The organism is Streptomyces sp. NPDC053560 (genome assembly GCF_044544605.1).
Classification (GTDB): Bacteria; Actinomycetota; Actinomycetes; order Streptomycetales; family Streptomycetaceae; genus Streptomyces.
Map to the genome: position 1 here is coordinate 273,953 of NZ_JBITXI010000014.1, position 19,552 is coordinate 293,504.

Consider the following 19,552-nt stretch of genomic DNA (forward strand, 5'->3'; position numbering starts at 1 on the left):
GGACCGTTGGACACCACGGACAGTTTCCCGGGCGCCGACGCCGGCTCAGCCCCCTCTCCCCTTTCCCGCCGCGGCTTTCTTCAGGGCACCGCCACCGCGGCGGCCGCAGTGGGGCTCGCCGGGCTCCCGGCCGCCGCCTCCGCGGCACCCGCCGCCACCGCGCCGGCCGCCGCGGCCCGCGCCACCACCCTCTCCTTCACCGCCGCCACCAACGGCGCCGCCACCCTCGCCCCCGACGGCAAGCATCTGGTGGCCGAGGTCCAGAACGTGCTGTGGTCGGTGCCGCGCTCGGGCGGTACGGCGACGGCGCTCACCCCGCCGCTCCTGGAGCCGACGCGGCCGGTCTTCGCGCCGGACGGCTCGCGGCTGGCGGTCTGCGGCTACCAGGGCGGTCAGTTCCACATCTGGACGCTGGCCCCGGACGGCTCGGGGCTGCGGCAGGTCACCGACGGGCCGTGGGACGACCGGGGGCCCGCGTGGTCGCCGGACGGCACCCGGATCGCGTTCGCCTCGGAGCGCGGCGGCGACCCGGTGGCGGGCAGCCCGTACCGAATCTGGGTGCTGGAGCTCGCGAGCGGCAAGCTGACGCAGGTCACGGGGGTGCCGGACCAGGACGGGCCGCACCAGGGCGGCGCGTGGGAGGACTTCGACCCGGTGTGGGCACCGGACGGTGCGCGCATCTGGTTCGTGCGGGGGCGGCCGGCGGGCACCGCGCTGGAGTCCCGTACGGTCGCCTCGGTGCCGGCGGACGGCGGCGGGCCGGTGGTCACCGAGCACACCGAGAAGGCCGCCGCGCAGGTCATGGTGCCGGCGCTGTCACCCGCCGGGCGGCTGGCCTATGTACGGACGACTCCGGCGCCGGGCCCCACCTGCACACTGGTCGTGGACGGTGCCGCGGTGGCGGTGGACGGCGATGTGATGCCGGTGCCGCCGCGCTGGATCTCCCGCGAGGAGCTGCTGGTGACGGTGGGCGGGCAGTTCACGGTCGTCCGGCCGGAGCGTCCGGATGCCGCCGAGACCATTCCGTTCGCCGCGCGGATGCCGGTGGAGCGGCCGCGGTACCGGGTCAAGGACTACGGCTTCGAGCGGGACGGCGCGCGCCCGGTGCGGGGTGTGCATCTGCCCGCGCTCTCCCCCGACGGCCGCCGGGTCGCGTTCGCCGCGCTCAACGGGCTGTGGGTGGCGTCGGTTTCGGGCGGTGCGCCGCGGCTGGTGGTGAAGACCGCGCCGACGCGTTATCTCCTGGCGCCGTCGTGGACGCGGGACGGCCGGGCGCTGGTGTACGCGGACGACCGGGACGGGTTGTACGCGGTGCGGCGGCGGGACGTGGCGACCGGTGCGGAGCGGGTGCTCGCGGAGGGCGGCCGGGTGCATCCGGCGCTCTCGCCCGACGGGCGGCGGCTGGCCGCGCTGGACATGTCGGGGAATCTCGTGGTGCGGGACCTGGCGGCCGGTACGGAGCGGAGGCTCGCGGCGCCGCTGGGCGGGGGCGGGCTGCCGGGGCGGCCGAGCTGGTCGCCGGACGGCCGGTATCTCGCGCTGTGCGACCGGAACCGGCTCAACCAGCGGTTCCGCGAGGGCTACAACCTGATCCGGGTGGTGGACGCCGAGTCCGGCGCGAGCCGGCTGCACGCGCCGGACGCGCATGTCTCGATCTCCGACCGGTACGACTCCGGCCCTGTCTGGTCGCCGGACGGGCGGTGGCTGGCGGTGGTCGCCGAGTCGGCGCTGTGGCTGCTGCCGGTGCGCCCCGACGGAACGCCGGACGGTGCGCCGCGGCAGCTGACGGAGGAGCCGGCGGACCATCCGTCCTGGTCGGGTGATTCCCGTACGCTGCTCTACCTTTCGGCGGGGCGGCTGCGGACGGTGCCGGCGGCCGGTGGTGCGCCGCGTACGGTGCCGCTGCGGCTGGACCACCGGCGGGCGCGGACGGCGGACACGGTGGTGCACGCGGGGCGGTTCTGGGACGGGATGGGCGAGCAGGTCCGGGACGACGTGGACGTGGTGATCCGGAACGGGCGGATCGCGGCGGTCGCGCCGCACCGTGCCGGGCGCCGGGCCGCGCGGCGGGTGGACGCCTCGGAGCGCACGGTGATCCCGGGGCTGTGGGACTCGCACACGCATCCCTGGCAGCTGACGTACGGCGGGCGGCAGACGGCGTTGCAGCTGGCGTACGGGATCACCACGGCGGTGTCGTTCGGCGGTTTCTCGTACGAGCAGGCGCGGCTGCGGGAGGCGGTGGCGGCCGGGGCGCTGGCCGGTCCGCGGCTGCTGAGCTGCGGTGAGCTGCTGGACGGGGCGCGGGTGGCGTACAGCATGGGGCGGGCGCACCGCACCCGGGCGGGGCTGCGCCGGTCGCTGGCCCGTGGTGCGGCGCTGGACTGGGACTTCGTGAAGACGTATGTGCGGGCGCCGGGCTGGGTCATGCAGGAGGCGGCGGAGTTCGCGCACGAGCGGCTGGGGGTGCGGTCGGGGAGCCATCTGCTGACGCCGGGGGTGCAGCTGGGCCAGGACCTGACGACCCATCTGCAGGCTACGCAGCGGCTGGAGTTCGGTCATGCGGTGTCGGCGACGTCGCGTACGTACGGTGATGTGGCGGAGGTGTACACGGCGACGGATTTCCATCTCGTGGCGACGCCCTTCACGTCGGGCGTGCTGATCGGCGCCGATCCCGGGCTGGCCGACGATCCGCGGGTGACGGCGCTGATGCCGCCGTGGGACGTGGCGCTGGTGCGGGAGGACGCGGGGCACCGGCCGACGGAGGCGGAGCTGGCGGATCTCGCGCGGGAGACGGCGTTCTACCGGCGGGTGCTGGGTGAGGGCGGGCTGGTGGCGCTGGGTACGGACGCGCCGCTGATGCCGATCGGGCTGTCGCTGCATCTGGCGTTGCGGGCGCTGCACCGGGCGGGGCTGTCGGTGGCGGAGACGCTGCGTACGGCGACGGCGCTGCCGGCGCGGGTGTTCGGAGCCGAGCGGGATCTGGGGACGCTGGAGGAGGGCAAGGTCGCGGATCTGGCGCTGGTGGACGGTGATCCGTTCCGTGATTTCGACGCGCTGGTGCGGACGTCGGGGGTGCTGCGCGGCGGCCGGCTGTACGAACAGGGCGATCTGGTGGGCGCGTTCGAGGGGCAGGGGCCGGCTGCGGCGCGGGCTGCCGGTGCGGAGGACTGGGCGGCGGTGGGCCGGCAGCTGCGCCGGGACTCCTGCTGCGACGCCGGCCATTAGCCCTACGAGGGGGAGGCGTCGGGTGGCGCGGGGCGGGAGTGCGCGTGCTACGGCACCGGCAGGCCGCGCCCCGCGCCGTCCTGCGCTGGTCCGGTGCGCCGCGCAGGGGTGCTCTGCGTGCGTGCGCTACGCACTCCTCCGGTGACGCGACCCCGTCGAAATTCGGTCAGGCGTACCCACGTAGCGAGCAACTCTGATCACTCCTGCCTCAGTTCTGCGTTTTCGCATGTGGGAGCCCCACGGGGTGGTGAAGGATCAATGCGCACTCCAATGTCTTCGCATAAATGCGACGAGTAGAGGTTTTATGCGCCCTGCGCCAGGTATGCCAACGGGTATTGCACTCGGGGTAACCACAGAACGACTGTCCGGATCCGATCGAGGAATGACATATACCGGATGAACGAATTCCACTAGCGCGGACGCATTACGGAGGAGGGCTCGTCTTGCATCGCTACTTCACGGACCAGCGGCATGAGGCACTCCGGCACAGGGTGCGCGACTTCGCAGAGCGCGAAGTCCGGCCCCGCATAGCCGAGATGGAGGCAGGCCGCACCGTCAGCCACGCCCTGTCGCGCCGGATCGCCCGCCAGGGCTGGATCGGCGCGACCGTGGCCCGCGGCTACGGCGGCATGGGGGCGGGACACCTGGCAAAGACGGTGATAATCGAGGAGCTCTCCCGGGTCAGCGCCGCCATGGGCGCGATGGTGCAGGCCTCCCAGCTCGGCGTCGCGAAGATCATCCACTTCGGCAGCGAGGAGCAGAAGAAGACCTGGCTGCCGGCCATCGCCGCGGGCGAGTGCCTCCCGACCATCGCGGTCACCGAACCCCACTCCGGCGGCCACGTCCTCGGCATGACCAGCAGCGCGGTCCGGGACGGCGACGACTACATCCTCAACGGCAGCAAGATCTACGTCGGCAACAGCCACGTCGGCGATCTGCACGGCGTGGTCGTCCGTACCGGCGAGGGCTCGCAGGGCCTCTCGGCCTTCCTCGTGGAGCACGACCGCCCCGGCTTCCGGGTCGGCCCCGAGACCGCGACCATGGGCCTGCACGGCTTCAGCTTCGGCGAGCTGTTCTTCGAGAACTGCCGCGTCCCGGCGGCCAATCTCCTCGGCCGGGAGGGCGACGGGCTGTCCGTCGCGTACTCCTCCAGCGTGCTGTACGGCCGCCCGAACCTCACCGCCGTCTCCCTCGGCATCCACCAGGCGGTCCTGGAGGAGACCGCGCGCTTCTGCGCGGAACGGCAGCGCTACGGCAAGCCGCTCGGGGCGCTGACCAACATCAAGATCAAGCTGGGGCGGATCCAGTCCCGGCTGCTGACCGCCCGGCTCGCCGCCTACCACGCGGTGCACCTGCTGGACCGCGGCGAGAGCTGCGACGCGGAGCTGATGAACGCCAAGCTCGTCAACGTCGAGTCGGCGATCGAGTCGGCCCGCGACGCCATGGACATCCACGCCGCGTGCGGGCTGTTCACCGACCGGCCCGTGGAGCGCTATCTGCGGGACGCACACCACATCTTCGCGCCGGCCGGCACCTCCGACATCCAGCTGCTGCGCCTGGGCGAGCTGGCGCTGGGCTCGGCGCGCGGCGAGTGGTCCAGCCGGCTCGCGGACCGGGTCCGCACGGCGGAGCACGTCCCCCAGCAGTACGACCCCCACCAGGCCTACGCGGGAGTGGGCTGCTGACCCGGGGACCGACGTCATGGCGGCTTACCGCGGGAGAGCCGCACACAACGGCCCGGTGGGGCCCCGCTGCCGGACAGCGGGGCCCCACCGGGCCGTTCCTCCGTACCGCGGGCGGCGGGCTCACAGCCCCTCCGTCTGCTCCCGCTCCATCAGGTGGATCTGGTCGACCAGCCGGGCCGCCATCGACTTGATGGTCTCCAGGCCCTCGCGGCCCCACGGGCGCGGTTCGAGGTCCACCACGCAGACCGTGCCGAGCGCCATGCCCGTACGGTCGATCAGCGGCGCGCCGAGGTAGGAGCGGATGCCGATCTCGTCGACGACCGGGTTGCCGGCGAACCGCGGGTAGTCGCAGACGTCCTCCAGCACCAGCGCCTTGCGGCGGACGATGACGTGCGGGCAGTAGCCGTGGTCACGGGCCATCACCCGGCCCGGCTGGGCGCTGGCGGGCGCGGGCCCCAGCTCGACGGGGGCCTGTTCCTCGGCCGGGGTGTACAGCCCCGCGAAGTACTGCCGGTGCTCGTCGATGAAGTTGACCATGGCGTACGGCGCCTGGGTGGTCCGGGCGAGGTTGCGCGCGAACTCGTCGAAAGCGGGCAGCGGCGCCTCACCGATGCCGAGCGTGCGCAGCCGGGCGACGCGCGCCGGCGCCTCGTCGTCGTCGGGCGTCAACAGCAAGTGCCGGGTGGGGTCGTAAGTAGCGGCGGAGAGGTGGGACGCGGGGTGGGTCATGGCAGCTCCGAGGCGAATGCGGGGGTCAGTAGGTGCTGGACGAGGGCGACCAGGACGTTGGTCGCGGAACTGCAGTGCCGGGCGTCGCACAGCACGACCGGGGTGCTGGGCGAGAGGTCTATGGCGGCACGCACCTCGTCGGGCTCGTAGTGGAAGGAGCCGTCGAACTGGTTGACCGCGACGATGAATTCGATGCCGCGGCGCTCGAAGAAGTCGACGGCGGAGAAGCAGTGTTCGAGGCGCCGGGTGTCGGCGAGGACGACGGCGCCGAGTGCGCCGGCCGACAGCTCGTCCCACATGAACCAGAAACGTTCCTGGCCGGGTGTGCCGAAGAGGTAGAGCACATGGTCGGTGCTGACGGTGATGCGCCCGAAGTCCATCGCGACGGTGGTGGTGGTCTTGTCCTCGACCCCGTCGAGGCAGTCGGTGCCGATGCTGACCTGGGTGAGGAGTTCCTCCGTGCACAGCGGTTCGATCTCGCTGACGGCGCCGACGAAGGTGGTCTTGCCGACCCCGAAGCCGCCCGCGACGAGGATCTTCAGGGCGGAGGGAAAAGGGGCGCCCTCGGGCCCGGTGTCCGGGGCGTACGGTTCAAAAGTACTGGTCTTTTCAAAGACGCTGTCGGAGTCCATTCAGCACCGCCTCCAGGAGAGCTCGGTCGGTATGGGGCGACGGGCCGTTCGGATCCTGCACGGGGGCCCGGGCGGTGAGGGCTCCGCAGTCGACGAGATCCGCGAGCAGCACCTTGGTGACCACCGCCGGCAGGCGTATGTGTGCGGCGACCTCGGCCACGGAGACCGGGCCGCCGCACAGTCCGAGAACCTGCATGTGGTCCGGGCCCTGACACGTCACCGGGCGCTTGCCGGTGGCCATCACCATCGTCAGCAGATCGAACTGGGCGGTGGGGCGGGTCCGTCCGTTGCTGACGGTGTACGGACGGACCAGGCGGCCGGCCTCGTCGTCGAGCCACAGCGGCTCCGGCCCGTGCCGTCGCCGGCGACGTACCGCCATGTTCAGCGCCCGCCCGCCCGTGCCTGGTGTCGCGCGGGCGTGGCGAGGTAGGGCCGTACGCTCTTGACCAGCATGCCCATCTCGTAGCCGAGCACGGCGACATCGGCCTCGCGGCCGGCGAGGACGGCGAGGTTGGCGCCGGATCCGGCGGTGGACACGAAGAGCAGGGTGGACTCCAGCTCGACGACGACCTGGAGGACGTCGTCGCCGTCGCCGAAGCGGACGCCCGCGCTGCGGGCGAGGCTGTACAGGCCGGAGGCGAGCGCGGCCATGTGGTCGGCGCTGTCCGGCTCGAAGCCGTGTGCCGCCTTGACCAGGCCGTCGGAGGAGAGCAGCAGGGCGCTTCTGGCGTGGGGGACGCGCTGGACGAGTCCGGTCAGCAGCCAGGACAGGTCCGTCGTTGGCCGGCTGCCGTGCCGCTGGGGCTGTACGTGAAGGTCACTCACCATGGTTCTGGTCGTCTCCTCGTGGGCGGCTCACGGCCGTTCCGTTGCCGGTCTGGTCGTACGGGGCGCTGCTGCCGTACGCGGGGGCGGGGTCGTGGCCGGTGCCCGGGGCAGCGGCCGCGTCGTAGGTGTCGTCGGCGAGGCTGATGCCGCGCCGGAAGGCGGCCATCAGGCCGGGGTCGTGCTCGGGCTCGGGGCGCCCGGGCGTACGGACGCCGCCGGGCGGGGTGGGGTCGCGCAGCTCGGGGACGAGGTGTTCCTGCTTTCGGCGGCGGGGCAGGTTCGGCCGGTCGCCGGTGGTGGCGGGCGAGGCCGGGGGCAGGACGACGGGGCCGGGTTCCGGGGCCGCGGCGACGGTGGGAGCGTCCGCCGCCGCGGCCCGGCCGCTGCCCGGGTCACGCGCCTCGGCGCGTGCGGCGTCCCGGCGCGGGTCGGTGGGCTCCGCGGGGGCACCGGCCGTGCCGCGGGGCGCGGCGGCGACGGGCTGCGGGGCCTGCGCTGGGCGGTACGCCGGCGGGGCCGGGACGACACGGTCGGCGCGCGGCGGCGGGGGCGGCAGGATGCCGTCGGGGTCATGGCCGTTGGCGGTCCGCGCGGCTCCGCGGTGCCGCTCGCGCTCCTCGGCGGGGGCGACGGCGGGCGGGGCGGGGGTGGCGGCCCGGTCGGCGTCCCCGGCGGGCTCGTCGCCGAGGAGGCCCTGCGGCAGGATGAGGACGGCCTGGACGCCGCCGTAGATGTTGCTCTGGAGGCGGACGACGATGCCGTGCCGGCGGGCCAGGGAGGAGACCACGAAGAGGCCGATGCGGCCGTCGTTGAGGAGTTCGGCGACGTCGACGTGGTCGGGGTCGGCGAGCAGCGCGTTCATCCGGTCCTGCTCCTCCAGGTCCATGCCCAGGCCGCGGTCCTCGACCTCGACGGCGAGACCGGCGGTGACCAGCTGGGCGCGGAGCAGGATGTGGGTGTGCGGCGCGGAGAAGACCGTGGCGTTCTCGACCAGCTCGGCGAGGAGGTGGATGACGTCGGCGACGGCGTGGCCGCGCAGGGTGCCCTCGATGGGCGGTACGAGCTTGACGCGCGGGTACTGCTCGACCTCGGCGATGGAGGACCGCATGACCTCGGTCATGGTGACCGGGCGGCTCCACTGGCGGCGGGAGATGGCGCCGCCGAGGACGGCGAGGTTCTCGGCGTGGCGGCGGATGCGGGTGGCGAGGTGGTCCACGTGGAAGAGCCCCTTGAGCAGGTCCGGGTCCTCCACCCGGTTCTCCAGCTCGTCGAGCAGTTCGATCTCGCGGTGGACCAGGGACTGGAGGCGCCGGGCGAGGTTCACGAAGACCTCGACCTTCTGCTCGCTTCCGCTGGCGTTGCCGCGGGCGACGGCCACCGCGTCGATGACGGCGGTCTCGGCGGCGCGGCCGGCGGCGGAGACGTCGTGGAGGAGGAGGTCCAGGGTGTCGCCGGCGGGGCGGGGCAGCGGCTCGGGGGCACGCTGCTGGAGCCACTCCCCCTGGCGGACGCGGTGCACGAGGGCGTACAGGTCGGACTGGCTGCGGGCGCACACCTCGCGGAGGCGCGCGTAGCGCTGCACGGTGGCGCGGGCCTCGGCGGTGGCGGCGGCGCAGGCCACGGCGGTGACACCGCAGACGAGGGCGAAGCCGCAGCCGAGGACGATCCAGGCGGCCCCACTCAGCGGCTGTCCGCCGGACCGGGCGACGAACGCGGTCACGGCGGAGCAGGTGGCGGCGACGAGCAGGCAGGGCACCGCCGCGAGGCGTACGAGGCGGACACGTATGACGGAGTCGGCGGCCGTCTCGCGCAGGGGTACGCGGCTGTGCCGGGCGCCTTCGCGGTCCCGCCGCCGCCCGGGCAGCGGTGCGGGAACCATTCCCCCCGTCCCCCGGGTCCCGTGGGATGCGGGGTGCTCCTGGGGCACGTCGGTCCCCGTCTCCTGGGGAAATGCAGCAGGCATCGGCGCCCTCCGGATCGGCCGTCGGCGGTTCGCGGAGCACGCACGCTAGTTGTTGGGGTGGGGCCGACCGGGCGGACTTCGGGGTTTCGCTACCCCACGCCACCTTCCTGAGTGGCAGTTCCTCGTACGGAAGTGCGAGGGATTACGAACTCCCGTTCGCCGCCCGGGATTTCCTTCCCTCCCGGTTCCGGAAACGCGGAAGCGGCGGCCCGCAGACCGCCGCTTCGTTCACCTTCTCCCGCCCGTCACTCCCCCGCGACCGGTGCGCTGTTCGCCTCACTGGCCCCACTGGCCCCGCTCGCCATCGCCGCGGGCCCCTTCGGCGGCCAGCACGGCCACCCGTGGGCCGGCGGTACGGCAACGGCCCGCCACCACGGCTCCACGGTGAATTCGTCCGCGGGCTCGAACGGCTTGCCGGGCACCGGCGCGGCGAGCTTCGCGCCCGCCGCCATGGCCGCCGCTGCCGTACGTTCCGCCGGCTCGGCCCACGGGTGCGGCGCGAGGTTGAACGTCCCCCAGTGGATCGGCAGCAGCGCGCCGGCGGGGCGGCCGCCGCCGAGGTCGATGTGGGCGCGCAGCCCCTCCTCGGGCGTCATGTGGATGTCCGGCCAGAACTCCTCGCTGTACGCGCCGATCTGGATCATGGTGAGGTCGAACGGGCCGTGCGCCTGCCCGATCTCGGCGAAGCCGTCGAAGTAGCCGGTGTCGCCGCTGTGGTACACCCGGTGTTCGGGCCCGGCGACCACCCAGGACGCCCACAGCGTGTGCTGAGGACCGCGCAGCCCGCGCCCGCAGAAGTGCTGGGCCGGGGTGGCGGTCAGCGTCAGCTCTCCCACCCGGGTCGACTCGTGCCAGTCCAGTTCGGTGATCCGCTCCGGCGGTACGCCCCAGTACTCCAGGTCGGCGCCGATGCCGAGCGGCACCACGAAGGCGGTGCCGGTGTCGATCAGCCCCTGGATCGTCGGCATGTCGAGGTGGTCGTAGTGGTCGTGCGAGATGACGACGGCGTCGACCGGCGGCAGCTCCGCCAGCGGCAGCGGCACCGGGTGCAGCCGCCGGGGCCCGACCCAGCCGAACGGTGAGCAGCGCTCGCCCCAGACCGGGTCGAACAGCACCCGCTGACCGTCGATCTCCGCAAGCACGCTCGAATGACCCATCCAGGTGATGCGCAGCCCGGAGGCGGGCGGCCGGGCCAGATCGGTGGCGGTGGGCCGGTGCACCGGCACCTCGCCCACCGGCGACCTGCGCAGCCTGCCGTCCTTGTTCAGCTGCGTACGGACCATCGGCAGGGTCTGGCCCTGACGGAGCTGCCGGGTCGCCACCGGATTGCGGAACTGTCCGTCCACGAACTGCGGGGAGCGGCGAATCCTGGCCAGACGCTCTCCAGTGGGCACGGCGCCGAAAGCGGCGGTGCGCCACGAGCCGGTACTCATGCGCCAAGAGCGGGGAGCGGTCACGACACCTCCAGGTTCGGGACGGTCGGCGGAACTGCGGGCCGGCGGCCCACCACGACCGCGGTGCCGCACCGCCCGGACACAACACCATCACCCTCCTCGGGCAACCGCGCGACCGGCCCGGGCATTCCGCGTACCGCCGGACGGGTGATGAGTACCCACAGAACGCCGGGCGACTCGTGGCGCGGATGAGCGGGGTGTGCCGCCCGGTCCTCAGTGGTCCGGCGGGAAGTCGTACCGGCGGTGGTCGCCGGTCCGGCGGTAGCCGAGCCGCTCGTACAGGGCGGTGCTGGTGCTGTTGGCGGCGTCGGCGAAGAGCAGCACCTGCCCGGCGCCGGACGCGAGCGCGGCGCGGGACACGGCGGCGGTGGCGCCCGCTGCGTAGCCGTTCCGCCGCAGCTCGGGCGGGGTGTAGACGGGGCCGACCCGGGCCATGCCGGCGACGGTGCGGGAGCGGCCCGCCAAGGCCGACGGGCGGCCGTCGGCCTCCCACAGCATGAGCCCGCCGTACGCCAGCCGGTCGGCGACGGAGCCGGCGTGCCCGGACTGCTCGCCGTCGCTCTCCCGCGCGAACTCTCCCCACCAGGCCACGAGGAGGTCCCGGTCGGCGGCGGTGGCGGCGCGTGCCCGGCCGCGTGGCGCCGGGTCGGGCGGGGCCGGCTCTGCCAGGCGGTAGAGCGTGAGCTGCGTACGGAGTCGCGCCGGGCGGCCCGCGCGGCGCTCCCAGGCGGCGGTGAAGGCGTCGGCGGCGGCCCGGGGGCCATGGGTGCCGCCGACCGGCTCGGGGCCCGATGCCAGGACGTCCAGGAGGGCTGCGGCCGCCCGGTCGGGCATCGGGGAGAGCAGCGGCGGGCGCGGCGGGGTCCATGCGAAGGCGGCGTCGACGCGGCCGTCCGGGCCGTGCCACCAGCCGTACCGCGGTGGCCGGTCGCCGTAGGCCGCCGGGCCCGATGCCGCGAGCGTGGCGGTGACGCCGAGCAGCAGCGTGTGCGCGTCGGGGCGGGTACGCAGGAAGGGACCCGCCGTGGTCAGGAACGTGTCGAGGTCGTGCGTCGTCGTCCAGTCCATGGTCCAGCGTGCCGCCCGGCGCGGCCGGTGCGCATTCGGTTTTCAGGGGCCTGCGGCGGGGCGGTCCAGGGCGCCGGCGCGGAGGGTGAGGTTCAGCCGGCCGCGCAGCCCGAGCCCCGCGGGGGCGGTGCCGGACGTGGTGCGGGGCACGCCGTGGTACGCCCACCGGGAGGGGCCGCCGAAGACGAAGAGGTCGCCGCTGCGCAGCTCGACGTCGGTCCAGGGGCGGTTCCGGGTCTCGGTGTTGCCGAACCGGAAAACGCAGGTGTCGCCGAGACTGACGGAGACGACGGGCGCGTCGGAGCGCTCGTCGATGTCCTGGTGCATGCCCATCCGGGCGGTGTCGTCGTAGAAGTTGACCAGCGCGATGTCGTACGGCGCGCCGGGCGCGTACGGTGCCACTGCGGCCCGGCTGCCGTATGCCGCGCGCAGCGCCCGGGCCGCGAGCGTCCGGAGCCGTTCGGGGAAGGGCTTCACGGGCGCGCCGTCGCCGTCGACGACGGTGCGGGTGTAGGCGTACGGGTAGGAGTGCCGGCCGGGGCAGCCTGGGTTGTGGCGGACCGCGCGGCCGCAGTCCGGGCAGCGCGGCACCGCGCTCCAGTGCCAGCCGAGGCAGACCTGCCGTACGGACATCACGCCGCCGCCCGGGGTCCGCACCGTGCGCAGCCCGGCCGGCGGCCTCGCCCAGTCGCGGCACGCCGCCAGCAGTTCCCGCTGCTCCGCCGCGTCCAGCCAGTCCGGTACGTGCACCGCGCCCGGTGCCACCTCCGTCCGCTCGCGCGGGAACGCCTCGCGCGGGAACAGTCCGTCCGCCTCGTCCTCCATGCCGCCATCTTCCCCCGGCTCCCCGGGGCATCGGGTATCGGCCAAGTGGAGCCGCGGCCTACGGGCGGCGCGGGGGCGGGCCGCGAGCTGAGCGGCACGCCGCGGCGGGGGCCGCGGGACGGGCCGGGTGGGGCGGGTGCGGGACGCGTGCTGTCCGGAAACCGGTGGTGACGGGTGTACGGGGCACGTCTCAGCGAGTGACGGGGTAGTGACTTGGCGTTGCGCGGGGAGTGTGGCGTTTACACTCCCCGGAGCGGCCCCCAATGGGCCGTTATCGGTTTCACCAGCCAGGGATTCAAGGACACTTGTGACATTCCAGCAGGGAATCCAGCAGGACACCCGGCCGACCCAGCCGTACGACGTGCTGGTCGTCGGTGGATCGGGTGTGGACACGATCGTCCGGGTCGGCGCGCTGCCGGTACCGCACGCCGACTCGTACGCCGTACCGCCGGTCCGGGAGTGGGCGGGGCATACGGGCACGGGCGTCGCGCTGGGCTGTGCGGCGCTCGGGCTGTCCACCGCGTTCGTGGACTTCATCGGCGCGGACCACGAGGGTGAGCTGGTCAAGGAGCGGCTGCGGGGCACCGGCGTCGACTTCGATCCGATGATCTCGCCGCACGGGACGCGCCGCGCGGTGAACCTCGTCTCCCCGGACGGCCGCCGTACGTCGTTCTACGACGGCCGGGACCCGCTCGATCTGCGGATGCCGGCCGAGCACTACCTCCCGTACCTGCGCAGGACCCGGCACGTGCATCTGTCGATCATGCACTTCGCGCGGTTCCTCTACGACGACATCAGGGAGCTGGGCGTCCCCGTCTCCACCGACCTGCACGACTGGGACGGGCTGGCCGACCACCACCGGGAGTTCGCGCTCCGCTCGGACCTGGTGTTCCTCAGCGCCGCCGGCGCCGGGGAGCGGATCGCGTCGGTGATGCGGGAGATCCTGCGCGAGGGCCGGGCCGAGGCGGTGATCGCGACGGCGGGCGCGGGCGGCGCGTATCTCCTCACCCCGGACGACTCCACTCCGCGGCACGTCCCCGCTGCGGTGCCGTCGGCGCCGGTGGTGGACAGCAACGGCGCGGGCGACGCGTTCGTGTGCGGCTTCCTGCACGGCCGGCTGGCGGGCCGGGACCTGGAGGAGTGCGCCCGGCTGGGGACGCTCGCGGGCGCGCACGCGTGCACGTCGGAGGGCACGCACACGGCGCTCATCTCGGCGGACGAACTGCTGGCCGCCGATGCGGAGGAGGCCGGTGACGAGCCGGCCGCCGTCCGGTCGGTGCGGGAGCCGGCCGAGGTGCCGGCGGCGGAGACGCGGGCCCCCTCGCTCACTCCGTGAGGCCCGCGCCGCCGCCTCGGTGACAGGCGCTCAGTCCTTGATGCCCACACCGCCGTAGAAGACCGTGTTGTTGATCTCCTCGGCGGTGGGCACGGGACCGTCCGGGCGCCACAGCGGGACCCGGACGACGCCGGGCTCCTGGAGCCGGAACGGCCCGAAGAGCCGCTCGACCGCCGCCTTGCCGCGGAGGTTGAGGGTGGCGGTGGCGTTCTTGTAGACGTTCAGGACGCCGTCCCGCGCCACCTCGTCCGTGCGGCCCGCCTCGTACGCCTCGTACGGCTCGCCCGTGGCGTGGGAGAGGATCAGCCGGCTGCCGGCGGGCAGGGCGTCCGCGAGCGCGGTGACCACCCCGGCCGGGTCCTCGTCGTCGCGCACGAAGTGCAGCACCGCGACGAGCAGCAGGGCCACCGGTCGCTCGAAATCGATCAGCGCGTGGACCACCGGGTCGGCCAGCAGCTTCGCCGGGTCGCGGACGTCGCCGAGGACGAAGCCGGTGCCGGGCGCCGAGGTGAGCCGGGCGCCCGCGTGGGTGGCGACGATCGGGTCGTTGTCCGCGTAGACGACCCGGGCGTCCGGGGCGCTCTCGCGGGCGACCTCGTGGGTGTTGGGCGAGGTGGGGATGCCCGTGCCGAGGTCGAGGAACTGCCGGATGCCGCTGTCGGCCGCGTCCCGGACGGCGCGCCGCATGAAGGCGCGGTTGGCGCGGGCGCTGTCACGGACCTGGGGGTGGACGCGGATCACCTGGTCGGCGGCCTCGCGGTCGACCTCGTAGTTGTCCCAGCCGTCGAGGTAGTAGTCGTACATCCGGGCCGGATGCGGCCGGCTGGTGTCGATCTCCTCGACGGTGAAGCCGCGGTCCGCCGCGGGCTCACCGTGCGCCGGGGAAACGATGTCGCTCACGCCGTCCTCATCTCTCCGCATCCGCAGGGCGCGAGCAGGAAGTCGGCCTCGCCGGCCTTCGCGCCGCGGATGAAGCTCTCGATCTCGCCGTGGGTGTAGATCAGCGCCGGGCCGTTGGGATCGGTGGACTGGCGCAGCGCCACCCGGCCGTCCTGAAGTCTCATCGCCTCGACGCACTCGCCGCCGTTGCCGCCGCTCCACGGCTTGTGCCAGCCCTCGCTGCCCAGTTCGCTGGCGGGCATGCCGTTGTAGATGGTGATGCGATCCATGGTTCAGATCTCCTTGCGAAAGCCACTCAAGAGGGCTGCGGTGCGGTGTGCGGGCGCGGCCTGCGCGCACATCCGGTCCAGCGCCTCCAGGAACTGCGAGACATCGCCGCGCTGGTCGAAGTACACGGCGCCGACCAGGCTCTCCGCGTACGCGATGTCGGGCAGCTCCGGGATGGGGAACCGGAAGATGTGGAACGGCCCGTACATGGCGGGGTGCGGGCCGGCGGCGAACGGGATGACCTGGAGCCGGACGTTGGGGAGTTCGGTGGCCTCGATGAGCCGGCCGATCTGCTCGCGCATGACCTCGGAGCCGCCGACCGGGCGGCGCAGCACCGTCTCGTCCAGGACCGCCCAGAGCATCGGGGCGTTGTCGCGGCGGAGCAGCGACTGGCGTTCCATGCGGAGGTCGACGCAGCGGTCGATCTCCTCGACGGAGGCGTGCGGCATGCCGGCGCGCAGGACGGCGCGCGCGTAGCCCTCGGTCTGGAGCAGACCGGGGACGTAGTGCGGCTGGTAGGCGCGGATGAGGTTGGCGGCGCTCTCCAGGCTGACGTACGCGCTGAACCAGTCGGGCAGGACGTCCCGGAAGCGGTGCCACCAGCCGGGGCGGTTGGCCTCCCGGGCAAGGGCGACGAACGTCTCGCTCTCCTCGGCGTCGGTGACGCCGTAGGTCGCGAGCAGCTTCTCCACATAGGGGATCTTGAGGCCCACCTCGGCCTTCTCCATGCGGCGAACGGTCGCGTGCGTGACGTCGAGGGCATCGGCGGCCTCTTCGAAGGTGAGTCCGGCCTTCTCACGAAGGTCCTGCAGCCTCTTGCCGAGGACAACCCGCAGGACGGTCGGAGCGCCGCCCGACCGTGCGTCCACCACTTGTGATCTCCTCCAACCGAGTTCCGTGGTCAGCAGTGTGTCATGCCATCAGAAGTGCGAACAGACTGCGATGTCGATTCTGCAATTTGCAGAATGATCCTTGCCAAGGTTGTCCAACATCGCACATAGTTGCGGAGTGCCTTCCTCCCACAACGCGGCATCGTTAAGGGGATGCGGCGGCGTCGCCGTCGAACTCCTCAGCGACGCCTTCCAATTGCCGGCGCTGCGCACCTCCGTTCCGGAGGCCCGCCGAAGAGTCACCTCTGCGCTGCGGGAATGGGGCGCCACCGAGCAGGTGCGCGACGACGCCGAGCTCGTGGTCTCGGAGCTGTTCACCAACGCCGTGCGGCACACCGACAGCGAGCGGGTGCACTGCGCGCTGACCCTCGACGGCGCGCGGCTGCGGGTGGCGGTCACCGACCAGGGACACAGCGACTCCCGTCCGCGGGCGCAGCCGCGCAGTACGGACCGGGAGTGCGGGCGCGGCCTGCTGCTGGTCGGCGCGGTGTCCGAGGACTGGGGCGAACGGCCCTCCGACGACGGCCGGGGCCGGGTCGTCTGGGCCGATCTCGCGTACTAGGGCAGCAGCGTCTGGGCCGGGCCGGCGTCGGCCCGGTGCGCGACGGCCACCTGGCCGAGCGCGGCCGCGTCGGCCTCCAGCAGCGCCAGCTCGGGCCGCTTGGCCGTGACGTGGTCGCCCGAGGACTCGCCGCGCAGCCGCCGCCCGATCCACGGCACGAGGTGCTCGCGCGCCCAGTGGATGGTCTCGCGGCGGGCGTCGGCAGCGGTACGGGCCTCCGGCGGCCAGGGCTGGTCCGGGTCGGCGGGCACGTCCAGGCCGAGGACCTGGGCCGCGCGGAGCGCCACCCGGGTGTGACCGTCGGGCGAGAGGTGCAGCCGGTCGTCGCTCCAGGCACGCCGGTCCTGCACGGACCGCAGCGACCACAGGTCCAGCACCGGGCAGTCGTACCGGTCGGCGATGGCCCGCACGTGGGCGGTGTACGTCGCGATCTTGCCGCGCAGGTGCTTGAGCACGGGGATGCCGCGCGTGTCGAAGCCGGTGCAGAGCAGGACCGTGCCCACCGACTCCTTGAGGTCGGCGACGGCGGCGGCGTACCGCTCGGCGACGGCGTCCGGGTCGGAGCCGGGCCGGAGGATGTCGTTGCCGCCGGCGCAGAAGGTCACCAGGTCGGGGCCCAGCTCCTTGGCGCGCGGGACCTGCTCGGCGACGATCTGGTCCAGGAGGCGGCCCCGCACGGCGAGGTTGGCGTACCGGAAGTCGTGCTCCGGGCGGCGATCGGAGAGCAGGACCGCGAGCCGGTCCGCCCAGCCGATGAACGCGCCATCGGGACCGGGGTCGCCGACGCCTTCGGTGAAACTGTCGCCGACGGCTGCGTACGACCCGATCGAGCCACCCTCGCTGCTGCTTATCTTCTTCGAATCCTCTGCCACGTCAGGACATAATTCACCTTAGGGAGTGACCTACGCCACCGTAACCAGGGGTTGACGGGAGGTGATGATCGCCACTCAGTCAAATTCTGACCAAGTCGGAATAAGAGTGGACGTCCGTCACTGTCCGACCCGGGCGCCGAGCAACCGCGAGCGGGCTCCAATGAGATCCAAAACGACGGGATTGCGACGTCATACGGTCGGAAACAGTGGCCGAGCGAGCTAGTTGCCCATTGCACCAGTGCCGTATGGTCGAAACAGCCCGCTCGTCGACGAGCAGCGTCGACGGCCGACGTCAAAGGAGCGCGCCCGTGACGACGCAGCAGCCGCCGCAGGTCCAGTCGACCGAGCCCCTGCTCGTGGAGGTGCGCAATTTCCGCGACGTGGGCGGGCTTCCGACGGTCGACGGGCGGCGCGTACGGCAGGGGCGGCTCTTCCGCAGCGGTCACCTCGCGCACGCCACGGAGGCGGACGCCACCTTCCTCGGCAGCCTCGGCCTGCACACCATCTTCGACTTCCGCAACGCCGCCGACATCGAGCTGGAGGGCCCGGACGTCACGCTGCCCGGCGTGCGCCACGTCAACATCCCGCTCACCGACCCGGCCGACGGCGCGGAGTTCTGGGCGATGGTGCGCGACGGCGAGCTGGACCAGCTGCGCACGGTGCTGGGCGACGGCCAGGCGGCCGGCCGGATGGCCCGCACGTACCGGCACATCATCACGACCCGCACCGCCGACCACAGCCGGGTGCTGCACTCCCTCGCCGAGGAGAGCGTGCCGGCCCTCATGCACTGTGCGGCCGGCAAGGACCGCGCGGGCCTGTCCATCGCCGTCACGCTGCTCGCGGTGGGCGTGGAGCGGGAGGCCATCGAGGCGGACTACCTGATCTCCAACGACCCGCGCCGGCGGTACAAGGTACGCCGCTCCGACCGCTCGGCGGCCGGCATGTCCGAGGAGGTCCTGGCACTGCTGGCGCCGCTCTTCGACGCGCGTGCCGAGTACCTGCACGCCGCCTTCGACACCATCGAGTCCACCTGGGGCTCCACCGAGGCATACCTCACCGAGGGCCTGAAGCTCACCCCGGAAACCCGCGGCCGCCTGCGGGAACGGCTGCTGGAGGACTGACCGGCGGCTCGGCCACCCAGCCGGCCGCGACAACCAGGCCGGTCCCCCGCTGCACGGCCAGGAAGCCGAAGGGGCGGTCGAAACGGGCCTCGGCCCGGCGGGCGCGGTGCTGCGGGGTGCGCGGTGCGCCACCGGGCGCCGCGGCGACGGCGGTCACCGCCGCGGCACGGAAGCCCAGCGGGCCGAAGGTCGCCGTGGCGGACTGCCGGGCCGCGGAGACCGCCAGCGGGTACGCGCTGATGCCGGGGAAATGGCCGTGGGCGGTGTCCAGCGCGCTCTCCAGGCCGAACAGTGCCGCGCGCTCGCGCAGATCGTGGTCCGCACCGACGGTGAAGGAGACGGAACGGACCACGAGGGTCGGGTCCCCGTCCCAGCTGGGGACGGTGCTGACAGAGACGCCCGGGGCCACCGCATCGCCCACCGGCAGCGCCTTCCCGTACGTGGTGGCGTACGCCCCGTCCAGGGCCGCGATCCCGGCCTCCAGCACTTCGCCCGCGGCCCGGTCCTCGGCGCCGAGAAGAAGGTGCGCGTCGAGCCCGTTGTCGCCCTCGACGCGCAGCCGGGTGAGCGGGCCGTACGGCGTACTGTGCACCGCGAGGAGGTCGTGCAGGGAGCCGGAGCGGACCAGGCCGGCGAGTCGGCGGTCACTCCACGGCCCGGCCTGCGGAGCGAGCAGGGTCTCGGTGAACGGCTCGCACCAGGTGGTCCGGGCCACCAGCGCCGAGGCCAGTACGAAGAGCGTGTCCGGGCCGACGACCGGCGGCATCTTCTCGATCATGCCGTCGGTGCGCCGCGCGGCCCAGGCGTTCAGCTCCGCCAGGTCCGCCTCGACGTCCCCGGTCAGCTCGCCGTGAGTGTCCAGGGGCAGCTCGGCGCGCCACTCCGGGCGCAGCTCCAGGGTGCGGCGGGCCCACAGCCCGACCGCGGCGCGGACGCCGGGCGCGGCGTCCAGCGCGGCGAGCAGTTCCCGGCCCGCAGCGGCGGCGGATTCGGCGGGTACGCCCAGGGCTGCGGACAGTTCCGCGCGGGCCGGGCCGTGGGCCGGGCCCGCGAGCAGGGCCAGCAGCGGCCAGACGCCGGCCGCGGTGAGGACGGTGGAGCGCTCCGCGCCGCCGTCCTCGGCCGTGGCCCGCGCCCAGCGTGCCGTCATGGTGTTCACGGCCCGTACCGTCGTCGGTGCGACCACTGCCCGCTC

17 protein-coding genes and 1 pseudogene are annotated in these 19,552 nt (G+C 73.5%); 5 read left to right on the forward strand and 13 right to left on the reverse strand.

Annotated elements, in window-relative coordinates:
* Positions 1-6: 6 nt before the first annotated feature.
* Both ACIGQF_RS31070 and ACIGQF_RS31075 read left to right on the forward strand, forming a co-directional pair.
* On the forward strand, positions 7-3,225 hold the full coding sequence (locus tag ACIGQF_RS31070; protein ID WP_399717079.1) for an amidohydrolase family protein: 3,219 nt from the start codon (positions 7-9) through the stop codon (positions 3,223-3,225).
* Positions 3,226-3,668: 443 nt separating this feature from the next.
* Positions 3,669-4,910: an acyl-CoA dehydrogenase family protein gene (locus ACIGQF_RS31075; protein ID WP_399717082.1), complete on the forward strand. Its 1,242-nt coding sequence runs from the start codon at positions 3,669-3,671 to the stop codon at positions 4,908-4,910.
* Between the two features lie 120 nt (positions 4,911-5,030).
* On the opposite strand, the gene ACIGQF_RS31080 is transcribed toward ACIGQF_RS31075, so the two are convergent.
* The 8 genes from ACIGQF_RS31080 to ACIGQF_RS31115 all read right to left on the reverse strand — a co-directional run bounded on the left by ACIGQF_RS31080 (position 5,031) and on the right by ACIGQF_RS31115 (position 12,409).
* Positions 5,031-5,639 (reverse strand): GAF domain-containing protein, encoded by a 609-nt coding sequence (locus ACIGQF_RS31080; RefSeq protein WP_399717085.1) that lies wholly within the window; start codon positions 5,637-5,639, stop codon positions 5,031-5,033.
* Positions 5,636-6,271: a GTP-binding protein gene (locus ACIGQF_RS31085; protein WP_399717087.1), complete on the reverse strand. Its 636-nt coding sequence runs from the start codon at positions 6,269-6,271 to the stop codon at positions 5,636-5,638. The genes ACIGQF_RS31080 and ACIGQF_RS31085 overlap by 4 nt, the downstream gene beginning before the upstream one ends.
* Positions 6,249-6,650 (reverse strand): DUF742 domain-containing protein, encoded by a 402-nt coding sequence (locus ACIGQF_RS31090; protein ID WP_399717089.1) that lies wholly within the window; start codon positions 6,648-6,650, stop codon positions 6,249-6,251. Before ACIGQF_RS31090 ends, ACIGQF_RS31085 begins: the two co-directional genes overlap by 23 nt.
* A 2-nt stretch (positions 6,651-6,652) precedes the next feature.
* A complete protein-coding gene (locus tag ACIGQF_RS31095; protein WP_361561260.1) occupies positions 6,653-7,099 on the reverse strand; it encodes a roadblock/LC7 domain-containing protein in 447 nt (148 codons plus the stop codon).
* The gene (locus ACIGQF_RS31100; RefSeq protein WP_399717092.1) at positions 7,089-8,978 is read right to left on the reverse strand and encodes a sensor histidine kinase; all 1,890 of its coding nucleotides are present in this window, start codon (positions 8,976-8,978) and stop codon (positions 7,089-7,091) included. The genes ACIGQF_RS31095 and ACIGQF_RS31100 overlap by 11 nt, the downstream gene beginning before the upstream one ends.
* A gap of 329 nt (positions 8,979-9,307) precedes the next feature.
* Positions 9,308-10,495 carry an MBL fold metallo-hydrolase gene (locus tag ACIGQF_RS31105; protein ID WP_399717095.1) on the reverse strand — a complete coding sequence of 396 codons (1,188 nt, stop codon included), beginning with the start codon at positions 10,493-10,495 and terminating at the stop codon, positions 9,308-9,310.
* Between the two features lie 234 nt (positions 10,496-10,729).
* The gene (locus tag ACIGQF_RS31110) at positions 10,730-11,584 is read right to left on the reverse strand and encodes a GNAT family N-acetyltransferase (protein WP_399717098.1); all 855 of its coding nucleotides are present in this window, start codon (positions 11,582-11,584) and stop codon (positions 10,730-10,732) included.
* 42 nt (positions 11,585-11,626) lie between these two features.
* Positions 11,627-12,409, reverse strand: coding sequence for an alpha-ketoglutarate-dependent dioxygenase AlkB family protein (locus ACIGQF_RS31115; protein WP_399717100.1), 783 nt, complete (start codon positions 12,407-12,409; stop codon positions 11,627-11,629).
* Between the two features lie 364 nt (positions 12,410-12,773).
* On the opposite strand from ACIGQF_RS31115, the gene ACIGQF_RS31120 reads away from it, so the two are divergent.
* Complete coding sequence (locus ACIGQF_RS31120) at positions 12,774-13,745, forward strand: carbohydrate kinase family protein (protein ID WP_399717184.1); 972 nt, start codon at positions 12,774-12,776, stop codon at positions 13,743-13,745.
* A gap of 30 nt (positions 13,746-13,775) precedes the next feature.
* Here the strand turns inward: ACIGQF_RS31120 and ACIGQF_RS31125 are convergent, their stop codons facing one another.
* From ACIGQF_RS31125 to ACIGQF_RS31135, 3 genes are read right to left on the reverse strand one after another with little or no spacing between them, the layout of a single operon-like run.
* Entirely contained in the window at positions 13,776-14,666 is an 891-nt protein-coding gene (locus ACIGQF_RS31125) for an SAM-dependent methyltransferase (RefSeq protein WP_399717104.1), read from the reverse strand.
* On the reverse strand, positions 14,642-14,914 hold the full coding sequence (locus ACIGQF_RS31130) for a DUF397 domain-containing protein (RefSeq protein WP_399717107.1): 273 nt from the start codon (positions 14,912-14,914) through the stop codon (positions 14,642-14,644). Before ACIGQF_RS31130 ends, ACIGQF_RS31125 begins: the two co-directional genes overlap by 25 nt.
* 3 nt (positions 14,915-14,917) lie before the next feature.
* Positions 14,918-15,784 carry a helix-turn-helix domain-containing protein gene (locus ACIGQF_RS31135; protein ID WP_399717110.1) on the reverse strand — a complete coding sequence of 289 codons (867 nt, stop codon included), beginning with the start codon at positions 15,782-15,784 and terminating at the stop codon, positions 14,918-14,920.
* Between the two features lie 136 nt (positions 15,785-15,920).
* Here ACIGQF_RS31135 and ACIGQF_RS31140 point away from each other — a divergent pair, with 136 nt between their 5' ends.
* Complete coding sequence (locus ACIGQF_RS31140; protein WP_399717113.1) at positions 15,921-16,364, forward strand: ATP-binding protein; 444 nt, start codon at positions 15,921-15,923, stop codon at positions 16,362-16,364.
* 86 nt (positions 16,365-16,450) lie between these two features.
* On the opposite strand, the pseudogene ACIGQF_RS31145 reads toward ACIGQF_RS31140, so the two are convergent.
* Positions 16,451-17,236: pseudogene (locus ACIGQF_RS31145) on the reverse strand (SGNH/GDSL hydrolase family protein); the annotation flags it as partial.
* Between the two features lie 308 nt (positions 17,237-17,544).
* Here ACIGQF_RS31145 and ACIGQF_RS31150 point away from each other — a divergent pair.
* Entirely contained in the window at positions 17,545-18,357 is an 813-nt protein-coding gene (locus ACIGQF_RS31150) for a tyrosine-protein phosphatase (RefSeq protein ID WP_399717115.1), read from the forward strand.
* On the opposite strand, the gene ACIGQF_RS31155 is transcribed toward ACIGQF_RS31150, so the two are convergent.
* Positions 18,308-19,543, reverse strand: a complete 1,236-nt coding sequence (locus tag ACIGQF_RS31155; RefSeq protein ID WP_399717118.1) for a serpin family protein — start codon at positions 19,541-19,543, stop codon at positions 18,308-18,310. The two genes, ACIGQF_RS31150 and ACIGQF_RS31155, sit on opposite strands and share 50 nt — an antisense overlap.
* Positions 19,544-19,552: the final 9 nt, after the last annotated feature.

Excerpts from the sequence above, each read along its gene's own strand:
- ACIGQF_RS31080 (WP_399717085.1), bottom strand. The coding sequence starts at position 5,639 with ATGACCCACCCCGCGTCCCACCTCTCCGCCGCTACTTACGACCCCACC.
- ACIGQF_RS31085 (WP_399717087.1), bottom strand. The coding sequence starts at position 6,271 with ATGGACTCCGACAGCGTCTTTGAAAAGACCAGTACTTTTGAACCGTAC.
- ACIGQF_RS31090 (WP_399717089.1), bottom strand. The coding sequence starts at position 6,650 with ATGGCGGTACGTCGCCGGCGACGGCACGGGCCGGAGCCGCTGTGGCTC.
- ACIGQF_RS31095 (WP_361561260.1), bottom strand. The coding sequence starts at position 7,099 with ATGGTGAGTGACCTTCACGTACAGCCCCAGCGGCACGGCAGCCGGCCA.
- ACIGQF_RS31100 (WP_399717092.1), bottom strand. The coding sequence starts at position 8,978 with ATGGTTCCCGCACCGCTGCCCGGGCGGCGGCGGGACCGCGAAGGCGCC.
- ACIGQF_RS31105 (WP_399717095.1), bottom strand. The coding sequence starts at position 10,495 with ATGAGTACCGGCTCGTGGCGCACCGCCGCTTTCGGCGCCGTGCCCACT.
- ACIGQF_RS31110 (WP_399717098.1), bottom strand. The coding sequence starts at position 11,584 with ATGGACTGGACGACGACGCACGACCTCGACACGTTCCTGACCACGGCG.
- ACIGQF_RS31115 (WP_399717100.1), bottom strand. The coding sequence starts at position 12,409 with ATGGAGGACGAGGCGGACGGACTGTTCCCGCGCGAGGCGTTCCCGCGC.
- ACIGQF_RS31125 (WP_399717104.1), bottom strand. The coding sequence starts at position 14,666 with ATGCGGAGAGATGAGGACGGCGTGAGCGACATCGTTTCCCCGGCGCAC.
- ACIGQF_RS31130 (WP_399717107.1), bottom strand. The coding sequence starts at position 14,914 with ATGGATCGCATCACCATCTACAACGGCATGCCCGCCAGCGAACTGGGC.